Below are 14,697 nucleotides of genomic sequence, written 5' to 3'. Positions count from 1 at the left end.
CAATGTCGACGACATGAATACCGGCGCGCTGATCCCGAACGGCCAGCGCGCCTTCTTGAGGAATGTATGCATTTGAATGAAAAGATGGCGGCACTGTGCCTGGCCGTCTGCGCAGGCCAGTTTCCCGCCGCCATGGCGACACCCTTGAAACACCAACAGACAACCATGCAGTCCGCGCCCGAAGTACGCACGCGCGACCTGCTGTTGCTGGGCGCCGGCCTGATCCTGCTGGCTGGCCGGCGCCGGCCCGAACACGATACGTGGCAAGTACATGGGTGCCAAGACTAGACCCGCAACAGCACTGCATACTCGCGGCCCTCGTCGCGCAGGGCGATGCTGTTGCCACCCTGCACTACGCCATCGAGCGACAGCCCCGCAGCCCGCCCCTGCGCCCGCTCTACCGTGATGGCATAGCTGCTGGCGCCAAAGCGGTAATGCAGCTTGAAGCTGTCCCACTCGGCCGGCATGCTCGGCGCCAGGCGCAGCACATTCGCTTCGCGCGTCAAGCCCAGCAGGGATTCGACGATCAGGCGGTACAGCCAGCCCGACGACCCCGTGTACCAGCTCCAGCCGCCGCGCCCCACGTGCGGCGCCACCGCATACACGTCGGCCGTTACCACATACGGTTCCACCTTGTAGCGCGCCACCGCCGGCGCATCAAGGCCATGGCGCACGGGATTGATCATGCGCAGCAGTTCCCACGCCTTTTCGCCCTCGCCCAGACGGGCAAACGCCATCGCCGTCCAGATGGCCGCATGCGTGTACTGGCCGCCGTTCTCGCGCACGCCCGGCACATAGCCGCGAATGTAGCCGGGATTGAGGTCGGCTTTGTCGAATGGCGGATCGAGCAGCTGGATCACGCCTGAATCGCGGCGCACCAGCCGCGCATCGACCTGGCGCATGGCGCCGGCGACACGCTCCTTGTTGGCCGCGCCCGACAGCACGCCCCAGCTTTGCGAAATCGAATCGATCTGGCATTCCTCGTTCAAGTGCGATCCCAAGGGCGTGCCGTCGTCGAAATATGCGCGCCGGTACCACTCGCCATCCCATGCATGTTCCTCGACGTTGGCCGCCAGTTTCACGGCTTCGTCGCGGCAGAACTGGGCGAACGCCGCGTCGCCGCGCAACATGGCCACTTCGGCGAAGCGCTGCAGCACTTCGTACAGGAAGAAGGCCAGCCAGACGCTCTCGCCCTTGCCATGCTCGCCCACCTTGTCCATGCCGTCGTTCCAGTCGCAGGAACCCATCAGGGGCAAGCCGTGCACGCCCAGGCGCAGGCCATGGCGGATGGCGCGCACGCAGTGTTCGTACAGGTCGGCCGACTCGCCAGAACGCACCGGCAAGTCATAGTAGGAATCTTCTTCCGGCTTGACGGCCCGTCCCTCGATGAAGGGCGCCACTTCCGACAGCGCATTGATGTCGCCCGTGGCGATCACATAGCGGCAGGCGGCCAGCGGCAGCCACAGGTAATCATCGGAGCAATGCGTGCGCACGCCCCGGTCCGATGGCGGATGCCACCAGTGCTGCACGTCGCCTTCGACAAACTGGTGCGCCGCGCACAGCAGCAAGTGCTTGCGCAGCAATTGCGGTGCAGTGTGGATCATCGCCATCGCATCTTGCAGCTGGTCGCGGAAACCGTAGGCGCCACCCGACTGGTAATAGCCGCTGCGCGCCCACAGACGGCAGGCAATGGTCTGGTACATCAGCCAGCCATTGGCGATCACATCGAGCGACGGGTCGGGCGTTTCGATGCGTACGGCGCCCAGGGTGGTTTCCCAGTGCGCGCTGACCGCGTCGAGCGCCATGCGGGCCGCTTCCTTGCCCGCATGGCGCTGCACCATGGTGCTGGCGTCGGCATTGCGGCGCCCGCCCACGCCGAGCAGGAAGACGATTTCGCGCTCCTGTCCCGGTTGCAGCTCGAACGGCACCTGGATGGCGGCACACTGGTCCAGCCCCGTGCCCGCCTTGCCGGACAGGCGCACGCGGCGCAAGGCGGCTGGCTGCGCAAGGCTGCCGTTGCGGCCGATGAATTCATTGCGGTCGCAGGTGATGGAACGGATGCTGGCGTCCGTATTGAAGAAGCCGACCCGACCCGAAAACTCCGTGTTGTAGTTATTGCGCGCAAACAGGGCGCCGCTGATCGTATCGACTTCGGTGGCCACGTGCATGCCGGACTTGGCGCGCAGGTCGGCCAACACCCATTCCACGTAACCGGTGACGGACAGGCGGCGCGGCACGCCGCTGTCGTTGCGCACCTTGATGACGGAGTACTTGACGGCCGCATCGAGCGCCACATAGGTGCACAGTTCCGTGGCGATGCCGCCCTCACTGTGTTCAAAAATGCTGTAACCGTAGCCATGACGCGTCACGTAGTCGCCGCTGCCGCGTGCCGGCAGCGACGAGGGCGACCAGAACTGGCCACTCTGCTCGTCGCGCACGTAAAACGCTTCGCCGGACAGGTCGGACACGGGGTCGTTCTGCCATGGCGTGAGGCGGAATTCATGCGCATTCTCGCTCCACGTATACGCCTGGCCGGCTTCGGACACCACCGTACCGAATTGCGCATTGGCCAGCACGTTCGACCAGGGCGCCGGCGTCTGCTTGCCTTCTGCCGTTGTGATCACATATTCGCGCCCATCGGGCGTGAAACCGCCCAGGCCATTTTCCAGGATCAGCTCGCGCTTCGGCGCCCGGTGCGGCACGCCATCATGGTTGCGGGTGGGGTCTTGCAGCAGCGGCGGCATGCGCAGCACGGGGCTGGGCGGACGCCTGACCTGCTCGGCCAGGGTACCGCGCACGTCGCTGATGATGGCGCGCGCCACCGATTGCAGCAAGATGCGGTCTTCGTTGGCGATCTGCTCGGCCAGGCGCACGAAGATGCCGCCGGGGCGGTCGATAGCCTGCGCATCGATGCCCGAAGCGATCAGGCCCATGATCTGGTCATGCAGCAGCTGGCGGTAGCCCGATTGCTCTTCGTACCAGATCACCAGATCGACCACCAGCCCCTTCAGGCGCCAGTAGGCATGCGCCTGCACCATCTGGCGCGCCAGTTCGATATTGGCCACGTCGCGTATCTGCAGCAGCACGATGGGCAGGTCGCCAGAGATGGCATACGCCCACAGGCCCGACTGGCCACGCTGGTTCTTGATCAGGATACTGGCCTCGGCGCGCAGTGCCGCATTCGGATAGATCACGGCATTGGCCAGGCGCGCATACAGCTGCGCGTCCGCTTCGCTGGCATTCAACTGGCGCAGCACCACCTGGCTGTGCGTCCACGCCAGTTCGAATACGCGGTCGGCCAGGTGGCGGTCCTGGTATTTGTCGATCAGGTGCAGCGCCGCCTCGCGCTGCTCCACCATGCCGGTGACGCTATCGACCGTCACTGCCTGGTCGGGTTCGAGCGTGATCACATAACGGATGGCCACGATGGGGTCGAGCACGGAGCCCTGGCCGCCACTGAGCGGCCCGCTGTCCTGCAGCGCCTGCGGCAGCTGCGCGGTGTTGCCACGGCCGATGAAGCGCGCGCGATCCGTCTCGAACGACACGGCATAGTGCTCGATATCATGCACGGTCATCACATGCAGCAGCAACGGCATCTGCTCGTCTTTCGAACGGGGCCGTCGCGTACATAAAATCGCATTTTCATGCGCCAGGATTTCCGTTTGCACGAACAGCTTGCTGAACGCGGGGTGGGCCGCATCGGCCGCCGCCGGCGCCATCACCACTTCGGCAAAACTGGTGATCTCGATGCGCCGCTGGCGATTCGAATTATTGCTGATGCGCGTACGCCGGATTTCGATGTCGTCCTCTGGCGAGACGACGATTTCCGTGTACAGGTCGAGGCCATGATCGGCACGGCGAAATTCCGCCCGGCCCTCGGAAAAAATCACTTCGTATTTCTGCGGCTCCACCAACGTCGGCTGGTACATGGTGGACCAGACGGCACCGTCATCGAGGTCGCGCAAATAACAGAAATTGCCCCAGTTATCGCGCGTGCTGTCCTCGCGCCAGCGCGTCACGGACAGATCTTTCCAGCGGCTGTAGCTGCCGCCAGCGTTGCTCACCATGACGTGGTAACGACCATTCGACAGCAGCTGCGTTTCGGGAACGGCGCTGTTGGCCTGCGTGAGAATGCGCATCGGCATGGCCTGTTCGGACGCGCCGCTGCGCAGCACCGCCAGTTCGGCCGTGCTTGAGTAAAACGCGCCTGCCTGCGGCGTGCGTTCCTGTAGCACCAGCAAGGCCGACTGCAGCAGCGGATCGGACTCGAAACGGCGCTGCATCGGACGGTCGTGCAGCAGATAGCTGAGGGCCAGGAAACCCATGCCCTGGTGATGCACCATGAAGGAGCGGATGACGGCGCTGCTTTGCCCGCGCGGCAGGCGCGCGGTGGTGAAGTCGACGGCCTCGAAAAAGCCGTAACGGCCCATGTAGCCGGCCGCCTGCATGCGCTGCAGGTTCTGGCACGACGCTTCCGGCAGCACCATCAAGCCCATCATGCTGGCGTAAGGCGCCACCACCAGGTCGTCGGCCAGGCCCCGCTTCAGGCCCAGTCCCGGCACGCCAAAGGCGCGGTACTGGTAATTCAGGCTGGCATCGACCGTGTTGTAGCCGGATTCGGAAATCCCCCACGGCACGTCGCGCTGGCGGCCATAATCGATCTGCGCCTCGATGACAGAGTGGTACGTCTGGTCGAGCAGGGTGTTCGGATAATTCGGCATCACCAGCAGCGGCATCAGGTACTCGAACATCGAGCCGCTCCAAGACAGCAGCACGGGCTGGCCCGCCACCATGCACAGCTGGCGGCCCAGGGCGAACCAGTGCTCCTGCGGCAGCTGGCCCTGGGCGATGGCGATGAAGCTGGCCAGGCGCACTTCAGATGCCAGCAAATCGTAGTAGCTGGGGTCCAGGCGCCGTTCGCTGACGTTGTAGCCGATGGCCAGCAGTTTTGTCGATGGGTTGTACAGGAAACCGTATTCGATCTGCGCGAAGTCGCGCGCCTGGCCCGCCGCGTGGGCGATATCGCGCATGTGGCGACCCGCCTGTTCGCGGCCTTGCGCCAGCAGCGCCGCCAGGTCGGGCGGCGTACCTTCAGTCACGTCCAGGTTCGCCAGCGCGCGCAGGGTCGGCACGCGCAGCCACGCCGCATCGACACCCGTTTGCGCCGCCCATGGCGCCAGTTGCAGCAATTCCGCCAGCGCCGCGCGGCACTGGCGCGCCAGGGCGTCTGTCCACATCGACAGTTCGCCACCTTCGCTTTGCAGGGTCAGCGACTGCAAGGCATCGGCTGCGCCATTCGCCGCGCTCAGGTAGGCATGCCATTCTGCCAGGCTGGCGGGTGCCGCCTGCGCCTGCAGCAGGTTCATGCTCTCGCGCATGGCCTGGCCTTCACCTTCGGCGGCGATGAATTCCTGCAGCACCTGCGCCGTCGTGCGGATGCCCTGCACCACCTGCGGGCCGAGAATGGGAGAGTCATACAGTTCCACCAGGCCAGGCTGCAAGGTCAGCAGATGGCCGGCCAGGTTGCCGCTGTCGACGGTCGAGATGTACATGGGCTGCAGCGCCTTCAGGGTCTGCGTGTCGTACCAGTTATAGAAGTGGCCCTGGAAGCGTTCCAGCTCGCCCATGCTGTGCAAGGTGGCGCGGCTGCGCTCGATCAACTGGCCCATCGTGAGGTAGCCGAAATCGTAGGCCGTCAGGTTGGCCAGCAAGGCCAGGCCGATATTCGTCGGCGAGGTGCGGTGCGCCACCACCAGGGTCGGATGTTCCTGCATGTTATCGGGCGGCAGCCAGTGGTCGTCCGGCCCGACGAAGGTGTCGAAATATGCCCACGTCTTGCGCGCCACGCCATGCAAAAAACGTCCCTGCTCGGCCGACAGGCGCGCCACAGCCCGCTCGATGGGGCGGCTGATCCACCAGGCGATGGCGGGGGCGGCTAGCCACAGCAGCAACACCACGGCGGCCGCCGGCAAGGCTGCGGGACGCCAGGTCAGCAAGGCTGCAAAGGCGGCCAGCGCCAGCGCGGGCGAGCACCACATGGCGCGCCAGCTGTCCGTCTGCGAGCCGGAAGAACTGTGCAGGTTGGAGGCGCGCCAGTCGAGCAAATGCTTGTGCGACACGCCCAGGCGCCACAGGGTGCGCGCGATGGCGTCCAGGCTGATCCACGCTTCGTACGGCAGGAAGACGAGGGTCAGCATGGCGTGCGAAAACTGCACGCCGCAACGCCGCTCGAAGGCAGCCAGATGCTGGCGCCACAGGGTGTCGCGCGGTTTGCGCAGCAAATCGTACAGGGCAGAAAAGATAGGCGGCAGGAAGATGACGGCCAGCACGGCCGCGCTCCAGAAGGCCACGTGTGGCAAAAAGCCCCACACCAGCAGCAGGGATATGGTCGTGGCAGGCGCCACCACGCTGCGGCGCAGGTTGTCGAACAGCTTCCAGCGCGACAGCATCGACAGGGGATTGCGTTCGCGCTTGCCGGCGCGGCCCGGCACGCGGCCCAGCAACCAGCCAACCAGCTGCCAGTCGCCACGTATCCAGCGCTGGCGGCGGCTCACGTCGGCGTCATAGCGGGCCGGGTACTCCTCGTACAGTTGCGAGTCGCTGAGCAGGCCCGCGCGGAGGTAGCAGCCTTCGAGCAAATCGTGGCTGAGGATTTTATTGTCGGGCAGGCGCTGGCCCAGCACCCGCTCGAACATGTCGAGATCGTAGATGCCCTTGCCGATGAAGGAGCCTTCATAAAACACGTCCTGGTACAGGTCGGAGACGGTACGCGTGTAGGGATCGATGCCCGGTTCGCCACCGCACAGCAGCTCGTAGCGCGAGGCATTCGCGCTGGGCAGCGCCACGGCCACGCGCGGCTGCAAAATGCCATAGCCGGCCACTACCCGCGTGCCGGCCGCGTCCAGCACGGGACGGTTCAGCGGATGCATCATCGTGGCGATGAAGTCGCGCGCAGCGTCGCGCGGCAGCTGTGTATCGGTATCGAGCGTGATCACGTATTTGATCGTGCGCAAGCCGCGCAACTCGCCTTCCACCAGCGAGAATCTGTCGCGCGCGCCGCCGCGCAAAAACGCGTGCAAGTCGGATAATTTACCGCGCTTGCGCTCCTGCCCCATCCACGCATTCTGCTGCGAATTCCACAGGCGCGGACGGTGCAGCAGCAGGAACGGCCCCATATGGCCCAGTTCTTCGCAGTCGGCCGGCTCCCCATTGCTCCTCGACTCGCCTCCTTCCACGCAGTATTTCTCGTTCAAGCCTCGAATGGTATCTTGCGCCTGGCGCAGCAGGGCGTCGTCGCCCGGCATCGTTTGCGCGGACGCGTCGACAAAATCCGTCAGCAGGCAAAAACGCAGATTCGGATCGCGGTTGGACAGGTAGCGCACTTCCAGTGCCTCGCACAGGGCCGCCACGTTGTCCTCGCTGTAGATCAGGGTCGGCACCACGACGATGCCGCGCGCATCCGATGGAATGCCGGCCTGGTAATCCATGCGCGGCAGCGGGTGCGGCGACGTCATCAGGGTCGCCAGCCAGTTCACCACGGCCACCGATAGCTGGCTGCTGCCCAGCAGCGCCAGCGCACCCAGCGCCGCCAGCGGCCAGCCCTGCACGCCGTGGCGCACCGCGCGTTCGAGCAGCAGTGCGCTGGTGGCCAGGGTCAGGAACGAGATCGCCCCCAGGTAGACGGCCAGCGGCGCCGCCCGCGCCGTATGCTGCAGCGCCTCGATGAAGGGCAGCCTGGCGCCGGCCTGCTTTTCCAGCACCAGCACACCGCGCCCCACCAGGTAAAAGCCGATGTGGCCACGGCGCGCATCATTGCCATTGCCGTGCGTGCGCGCCAGTTGCACCACCATCTCGGCGACGTCCACTTCGCTGCGCGCGCTGCGCTTGGCAATGCGCTCGATGGCGTGGCGGTAGCTGTCGCGCGTGGCGAAATCCATCAAGCCATAGGTACCGGCGGGGTCCAGACGCAAGGTTTGCTCGACCACGCTCATGGTCTCGACGAATTCCTGCCAATCCATGGTGCCCAGAAAACGCAGGCTGCCGATGCTGTTGGCGATCGACACCTGGTCGGCCGCCTGCTGCCCGATCTCGGCCTGGATCTGCTGCTCGATGGTGAGGCCCGACTCGGCCAGCTTGTGCGTCAGCCACGACAGCGCCAGGGCCAGCGACGAACTTTGTCCCTGCAGGCGGCGCGACAGTTCGGCCACGAAGGCGCTGGTCATCGGCGGATTCGAGCGCGCCATGTCGGCTACCAGCAGGATCAAGCCGCTGGGATTGCGCTCGGCGATGTCCGTCATCTGGTCGGCCCAGGTATTGGCCAGGTCGCGCTGCATGCGGTCGTCGGCCACGCGCGCGGCGACGCGGCGCAGATTCTCGATCAGGGCCAGGCGCAGCATGATGGGCACGGCCCACAGTTCGCCCAAGGTCAAACTTGCCACATCCTGGTAAGCCTCGACGAAGTGGCACAGGTTTTCCAGATCGACGCGGCCATCGCCGTGCGAGATGATTTCCAGCGCAATTTTATACACGCGCGGGCAACCCGCATCCGCGCCGGAGCTCAGCCGTGGCAACTCCTTGCTGTAGTTCTTCGGCAAATGGCGCCGCGTGGTACGGATCTGCTCTTCGATCAGGTAAAAATTATCCAGCAGCCATTCCGAAGCGGGCGTGACCTGGCGCCCGCTTTTCACGGTGGTCGTCAGCTCATTGACGGTGGCCGTGATCAGGGCCGCATTGTCAGCCAGGCGCGCCAAAAGGCGGTCGCGGCCATGGTGCCGTCCCACCGCATGACCGGCAGCCACGTGCTTGCCGTGGGAAGCCATCTGCATGGCGCTGAATAATTCGGAGCGCAGGGGCAAGGCATCGTCGCGCGCGGCGTCGAAGGTGTCCGGTGCAAGGGAACGGTCGCGGAAGATTTCTCTGACTTTGGAAATCTGTACCTTGATCTGCTGCGTGACAACTGCTGTGTACTCTTTCAACTTGGACCTCGCTAGGTGCACGCAGGCAACCAGCGGCCACCGTCACGCGGGCCCAGTCTGGAAAAACACGATCGGACACTGGCGAAGACGGAAAGCGTAGCGCCGGAGCGTTGCGACGAATCTCGGGATATGGGGAGATTTTCTGAACTTCATCGTAGGTGCGCCCTGTACGCAAGACCGTGCGCTAGCGTACATACCTGAGGTATTAGGGCCTCTTTGCGCAAGAAATCAGCGCGTTGAAGGGTAGAAAAATGCCGACAGGAAACGAACGCGAGAAAATGCGCTACGGGCACCGTGCCGATGATGGCACGGTGCAATATGTCAAGAAGAAAAGAGCTAGCCGCTCAAGCGGCGATGGCCAGCGGCTGGCGCGTCGCCTCTGCCATCGCCATGCCACCCGTGAGTTGCCATGCCGCACCATGGCCGAGGCGGCGCAGGCAGGCAGCGGCGCGCGCGCTGCGGTTGCCGCTGCGGCAGAAAAAGACCAGCGGGCGCTGCGGCTGCTGCAACCACGCTGCCACCTGTCCCGCCAGGCGGCTCAGCGGTACGCTACGCACCTCGCAGCCCTCGAATACCGTACCGGCACAGGCCGCGTGCTCATACGCTTCGCGCACATCGACGAGGATAGCGTCGGGATGCTGGCGCAGGAAGGCGGCCAAAGCGGGCGCATCGAGCTGCAGTTCGGCAGCCGGCACGCGGCCTTCCTGCAGCGTACGCGCGGTGCTGCAGAGGCTGCCGTCATCGCTGGCGGCGCACAGCACGGTGTCCGGCGTCACCAGCGCCGCCTCCAGCAAGGGCGTCAACGCCCCGGGCGCCAGGGTGCCGATAAAGGCGAAGCGCTGCCCCAGCAGATACACATGGATGTCGCCACACTCGACGCGCCGCAGGCGCTGCTGGCCCAGTGCCAGCTCACCGTCGATGTCGACGCGGCCAACCTGTTCGATCCCGAGTTCCTGCAGCAGCGCCAGCCGCGCCACGCCATGGTCGGCTGGCGGCGCCGTGTGCACGATGGCGCGCAAGGCCAGGTGCTGGCAGCGGATGAAGGCGGCCAGGCGTGGCACGAGCGCGGCGACCGGATCGATGACGACGCAACTGGCGCTGGCAGCGTCGCTGAGCAGCCAGGTGCACTGGCCATCGACGCTCAGCTGGATCACACCATCCTGCGGCGATGGCGCCAGTGCCGACGGCAGCAAGCAGCTGCTGCGCAGCGCCTCGCCGCAGCGCTCGATGCGCGTGCAGGCGGCGGCAACGGTCGCCGCGTCGATCAGGGGGCCGAACGACAGACGGATGGCCGAGCTGGCGCGCCATTGCGGCACATGCATGGCTTCCAGCACATAACTGGGGAGCGCCTTGGCGGCGGAACAGGCGCTGCCCGAACTGACGCGCACGCGCGCCGCGTCGAACAGGTCGAGCAATTCCTTCGACGACAAGCCCGGCACGGAAAAATTGAGCGTCGTCGGCAAGGACACGTCGAACGGCATATTGAAAACGATGCCGGGGAAAGCGCGTTCCAGGCTGGCCACCAGTTGCTCGCGGAAAGCGGCAAGGTCGGCGTGGCTGCGGAAGGTCTTGCCATCATCGAGCGCGGCCAGCACGGCGCCCAGGGCCGCAATGCCGGCCATGTTTTCCGTGCCGGAACGCAGGCCCGCTTCCTGGCCGCCGCCCATCATCAGGGGCGTAAACGGCGCGCCGGCGCGCACATACAGCATGCCGATGCCCTTGGGCGCATACAGCTTGTGGCCGGAAAACGGCGCGTAATCGATGCGCGTAGCGGCCAGGTTCAGCTTCAGCTTGCCCAGCGCCTGCACGCAATCGACCATCCAGTACGCATCGGCACCGCGTTCCTGCAGCAGTTGCGCGATGGCGGACAAGTCGCTGATGACGCCCGTCTCATTATTCGCCGCCATGGTGCACAGCATGGCCGCGTCGCCGATCAGCGCATCGAGCGCCTGCAGATCGTGGCGCCCCTGTGCATCGACGGGCAGCTTGCGCACTTCCAGGTTCAGGCCCAATAAACGGTTCCAGTGCGCCAGGCTTTCCGGCACGGCCTTGTGCTCGGTCGCGCCATACAGCAGCAAGCTGCCGATGCGCTTGCCTTGCGCGCGCCGTTCGCGCAGCGCGCACAGTGCCGACAGCACGGCCGTCTGTATGCCTTCGGTGGCACCGCTGTTGAACATCAAGCGGCCATCGCCCACGCCCAGCAAGCGACCGGCGTGCAGGCGTACGCCATCCATCATGGCCTTGGCCTGCAATCCCGTGGCGTGGGTGCTGCTGGGATTGCCATAGCCCTGCTCCATCGCTTGCCGGGCGGCGGCAACGGCGGCGGGCAGCACGCAAGTGGTGGCATTGCTGTCGAGGTAGATTTCTTTCATGATGGCAGTCTGAGTATTCTATAAAAAGGGTGCAGCGCAGGCGGCTGGGACATCTGGCTAGTCTACCGACCTGCCCCCGTGAAGATATGCCAAAAGACACTGCAAACACGGTAATATGCAGCATGTTCATGCTATAAAAAACGGAATAGTAAAATGAATTTACCTAACACCCCGCTCGACAAATTCGACTGCGCCATCCTGGCCGCCCTGCAGCAGGACGGCACCTTGTCGATCGCCGCCCTCAGCGAAAAGATCGGCCTGTCCAGCACACCGTGCTGGAAGCGGCTCAAGCGCCTGGAGGAAGAGGGCTATATCGAGAGCCGGGTGGCCATCGTCAACCGGCAAAAAGTGGGCTTGCCCGTGACCGTCTTCGTCAGCGTGCGCACGGGCCAGCACGATGAGAAATGGCTGCGCCGCTTCGCCGCCGCCGTCATCGTCTTGCCCGAAGTACAGGAATTTCACCGCATGAGCGGCGACATCGACTACTTGCTGAAAGTCGTCACCACCGACATCAAGGGCTACGACACCTTCTACAAAAAACTCATCAAGGCCGCGCAACTGACGGGCGTGTCATCTGCCTTTTCCATGGAGCAAATCAAGTGCAGCACGCAATTGCCGCTAGCCTTGATCGCCCACGGCTTGCCGGCCTGAGGCGTTTTCCAGCCATGCCGGGCAGACGCGGAAAATCGCGTTGCTGCAATGCAACATATATGTGCGAAAAGCAGCAATGGTGCGGCATGTCGCGAAACCGGACCGCTATACTGGGAACATGTCTGCCCCTTGCGCAGGCCATCCCCCAAGGACTTCCATGTCTCTGCTACGCCGCCTCTCCATCCAGAAAAAACTCCTGTTCAGCATGGGCTTGTGCCTGTTGCTCTTCATGACGATCTCGTCTTTCCTCAGCGTACGCATGAGCAGCGATTACGTGCGCGAGCGCGTCGTCAGCCAGGAGTTGCCGGCCCAGGTGGGCGAAATCCGCAACGACGTACTGCGCCAGATCAGCCAACCCCTGTCCGTGGTGCAAACCATGGCCAACGATGTCTTCCTGCAAGACTGGGAAGATGCTGGCTTGCCCGACAGCGGCATCGCCACCTTTCAGCGCTACGCCACCGTCGTCAAGGAAAAGAGCAAAGCCGCCGCGATCAACTGGGCTTCCGCCAGCACGGGCAAATATTTCACCACCGAAGGCTTGCTGCGCACCCTGGACAAGAACCACGCAGCCGACCAGTGGTTTTATGGCTTGCTGGCCAGCGACAAGGCTTATACGCTCGACATCGACAAAGCGGACAATTCCAACGACCTGATGCTGTACCTGAATGCGCGCGGCCAGACGGCAGGCGGCAAGCAGATCGCGGCCGGCCTGGGCCTGTCCATCAATGCGCTGGCCAACACCATCCGCAGCTACAAGATCGGCCAGACCGGCCATGTCTACCTGGCGCGCGCCAACGGCGTGGTGCTGGTGCACCGCGACACGGCCCTGGCCGACGGCAAGCATCAGCTCAAGGATTTGCCCGGCTATAGCGAGGCACTGAGCAAGAGTCTGTTGACGGGTACCAAGTATGTGTACGCCGTCTATGACGCGCCCGCAGGACGCCAGTTCGTCGCCGCCTCTTTCGTGCCGGAATTGAATTTATATGTGATAGCGGAAGTGCCGGAAGCGGAAGCACTGGGCAATGTCACGCGTTCGGCCCTGATTGCCGCCCTGATCGCAGGCCTGGTCGGCGGCGGCATCGCCTTGCTCATCATTTATGTCATCAGCCGCGCCATCGCCGCCCCCGTCGCGCGGGCGGCCGGCATGCTCAGCGAAATCGCCAGCGGCAATGGCGACCTGAGCCGCCGCATGCCAGTCGAATCGGAAGACGAGGTCGGCGCGCTGGCCACTGCCTTCAACCGTTTCGTCGCATCGCTGAACGTGACGATACGCGAAGTTCGCGATAGTACAGGGGCTATTGCCAGCGCATCGAGCCAGATCGCCTCGGGCAACCTGGACCTGTCGGCGCGTACGGAAGCCCAGGCATCGAGCCTGGAAGAAACAGCGGCTGCCATGGAAGAGCTGACGTCGACCGTGAAACAGAACGCGGATAACGCGCGCCAGGCAAACCAACTGGTGGTATCGGCTTCGAGTCACGCCGTCAAGGGCGGCGAGGTGGTGGGACAAGTGGTGCAGACGATGGGCGCGATTACGGAAAGTTCGCGCAAGATCGCCGACATTATCGGCGTGATCGACGGCATTGCCTTTCAAACCAACATCCTCGCGCTGAACGCGGCGGTCGAGGCGGCGCGCGCAGGCGAACAGGGCCGCGGCTTTGCCGTGGTGGCGACTGAGGTGCGCAACCTGGCGCAGCGTTCGGCAGCGGCGGCGAAGGAAATCAAGGACTTGATCGTCGACTCGGGCAGCAAGGTGGAAGCGGGCAGCAAGCTGGTCGACTCGGCCGGCGCCACCATGCAGGACATCGTCGTTTCCGTGCAGAGAGTGGCCGACCTGATGGGAGAAATCGCTTCGGCCAGCCAGGAGCAAAGCCAGGGCATCGCGCAAGTCAATGCCACCGTCACGCAGATGGATGACGCCACCCAGCAAAACGCGGCCCTGGTGGAAGAAGCGGCGGCGGCGGCCCAGTCCTTGCAGGATCAGGCCGGCCGGCTGGAGCAGGTGGTCAGCGTCTTCAAGCTGGAAGAAATTACATCGCCGGCGCTTTCACGCTCGCCGCTTGCTTGAAGAAATCATAAATGCCGCTCTCGCTCATGCGGCGCGCATTCGCCAGTTCGCCGCCCTTGGTGGCGTACAGCACCTGCTTGGTGTCGCTCGAGACCAGCACGGCAGCCGGGATGCCTTTCTTGAGCGGATTGCCATAGGCTTGCGCCACGTCGAGGTTATGGTCGAAGTTACCCACGTCGACCTTGACGACCTTGAACTGCTGTTGCATCAACTCGGCGTTTTTACCTTCCTTCAAGGCCTTGTCGAGCGCGCGGCAATCCTCGCACCAGTTGGCGCCAAAGATCAGCAAGACGGGCACGTGGGCCGCCTTGGCCTCGGCCAGCGCGCGGGCCACGTCGGCCTTGGCGTCGGCCGCCGCGTTGTAGGGCAAATGCGGCGTGGCGACAGGGTTGGCCGGTGTCGGGGCGGCGGCAAAGGCGGTGCCGGCAAGCAGCAGGCTGGCAAGGAAAACGGAAACGCAAAGGGAAACGCGCATGCAAGGCTCCTGAGAGAAATCGTGAGGCCGGCTGAACAGCTGCCAGCGGGCGTGATTGTCTAGAATATGCCTGCTTGTGGGAAATATCCACCATTTAATTGCACTGTGCTTATGCGGAAAACGTATAAGCGCGTCTCAGCGCCGGCAGCGAAATGGCAC

At 64.3% G+C, this 14,697-nt stretch carries 6 protein-coding genes; 3 read left to right on the top strand and 3 right to left on the bottom strand.

Features of this window, described 5'->3' with window-relative positions; translation table 11 throughout:
• Positions 1-66 precede the first annotated feature (66 nt).
• The gene (locus tag K0F85_RS26830) at positions 67-288 is read left to right on the top strand and encodes a hypothetical protein (RefSeq protein ID WP_219118885.1); all 222 of its coding nucleotides are present in this window, start codon (positions 67-69) and stop codon (positions 286-288) included.
• Here the strand turns inward: K0F85_RS26830 and K0F85_RS26825 are convergent.
• Both K0F85_RS26825 and K0F85_RS26820 read right to left on the bottom strand, forming a co-directional pair.
• Positions 285-8,912, bottom strand: coding sequence for a GH36-type glycosyl hydrolase domain-containing protein (locus tag K0F85_RS26825; RefSeq protein ID WP_219118902.1), 8,628 nt, complete (start codon positions 8,910-8,912; stop codon positions 285-287). The genes K0F85_RS26830 and K0F85_RS26825 overlap by 4 nt on opposite strands.
• A 407-nt stretch (positions 8,913-9,319) precedes the next feature.
• Complete coding sequence (locus tag K0F85_RS26820; protein WP_219118884.1) at positions 9,320-11,347, bottom strand: aminotransferase class V-fold PLP-dependent enzyme; 2,028 nt, start codon at positions 11,345-11,347, stop codon at positions 9,320-9,322.
• 153 nt (positions 11,348-11,500) lie between these two features.
• Between K0F85_RS26820 and K0F85_RS26815 the strand changes: the two genes are divergently transcribed.
• Together K0F85_RS26815 and K0F85_RS26810 are read left to right on the top strand one after the other, a co-directional pair.
• Positions 11,501-11,998 (top strand): Lrp/AsnC family transcriptional regulator, encoded by a 498-nt coding sequence (locus K0F85_RS26815; RefSeq protein WP_219118883.1) that lies wholly within the window; start codon positions 11,501-11,503, stop codon positions 11,996-11,998.
• Positions 11,999-12,155: 157 nt separating this feature from the next.
• Complete coding sequence (locus tag K0F85_RS26810; RefSeq protein ID WP_219118882.1) at positions 12,156-14,063, top strand: methyl-accepting chemotaxis protein; 1,908 nt, start codon at positions 12,156-12,158, stop codon at positions 14,061-14,063.
• On the opposite strand, the gene K0F85_RS26805 is transcribed toward K0F85_RS26810, so the two are convergent.
• Entirely contained in the window at positions 14,026-14,538 is a 513-nt protein-coding gene (locus K0F85_RS26805; RefSeq protein WP_219118881.1) for a co-chaperone YbbN, read from the bottom strand. The two genes, K0F85_RS26810 and K0F85_RS26805, sit on opposite strands and share 38 nt — an antisense overlap.
• Between the last annotated feature and the right edge of the window lie 159 nt (positions 14,539-14,697).

Source organism: Janthinobacterium sp. UMAB-56 (assembly GCF_900095265.1).
Lineage (GTDB): Bacteria > Pseudomonadota > Gammaproteobacteria > Burkholderiales > Burkholderiaceae_D > Janthinobacterium.
This window is presented reverse-complemented; position numbering and strand designations above follow the sequence as displayed.

Bases quoted from the DNA above. Each gene is read 5' to 3' on its own strand.
- K0F85_RS26830 (WP_219118885.1), top strand. From the start codon at position 67: ATGCATTTGAATGAAAAGATGGCGGCACTGTGCCTGGCCGTCTGCGCA.
- K0F85_RS26820 (WP_219118884.1), bottom strand. From the start codon at position 11,347: ATGAAAGAAATCTACCTCGACAGCAATGCCACCACTTGCGTGCTGCCC.
- K0F85_RS26815 (WP_219118883.1), top strand. From the start codon at position 11,501: ATGAATTTACCTAACACCCCGCTCGACAAATTCGACTGCGCCATCCTG.
- K0F85_RS26810 (WP_219118882.1), top strand. From the start codon at position 12,156: ATGTCTCTGCTACGCCGCCTCTCCATCCAGAAAAAACTCCTGTTCAGC.
- K0F85_RS26805 (WP_219118881.1), bottom strand. From the start codon at position 14,538: ATGCGCGTTTCCCTTTGCGTTTCCGTTTTCCTTGCCAGCCTGCTGCTT.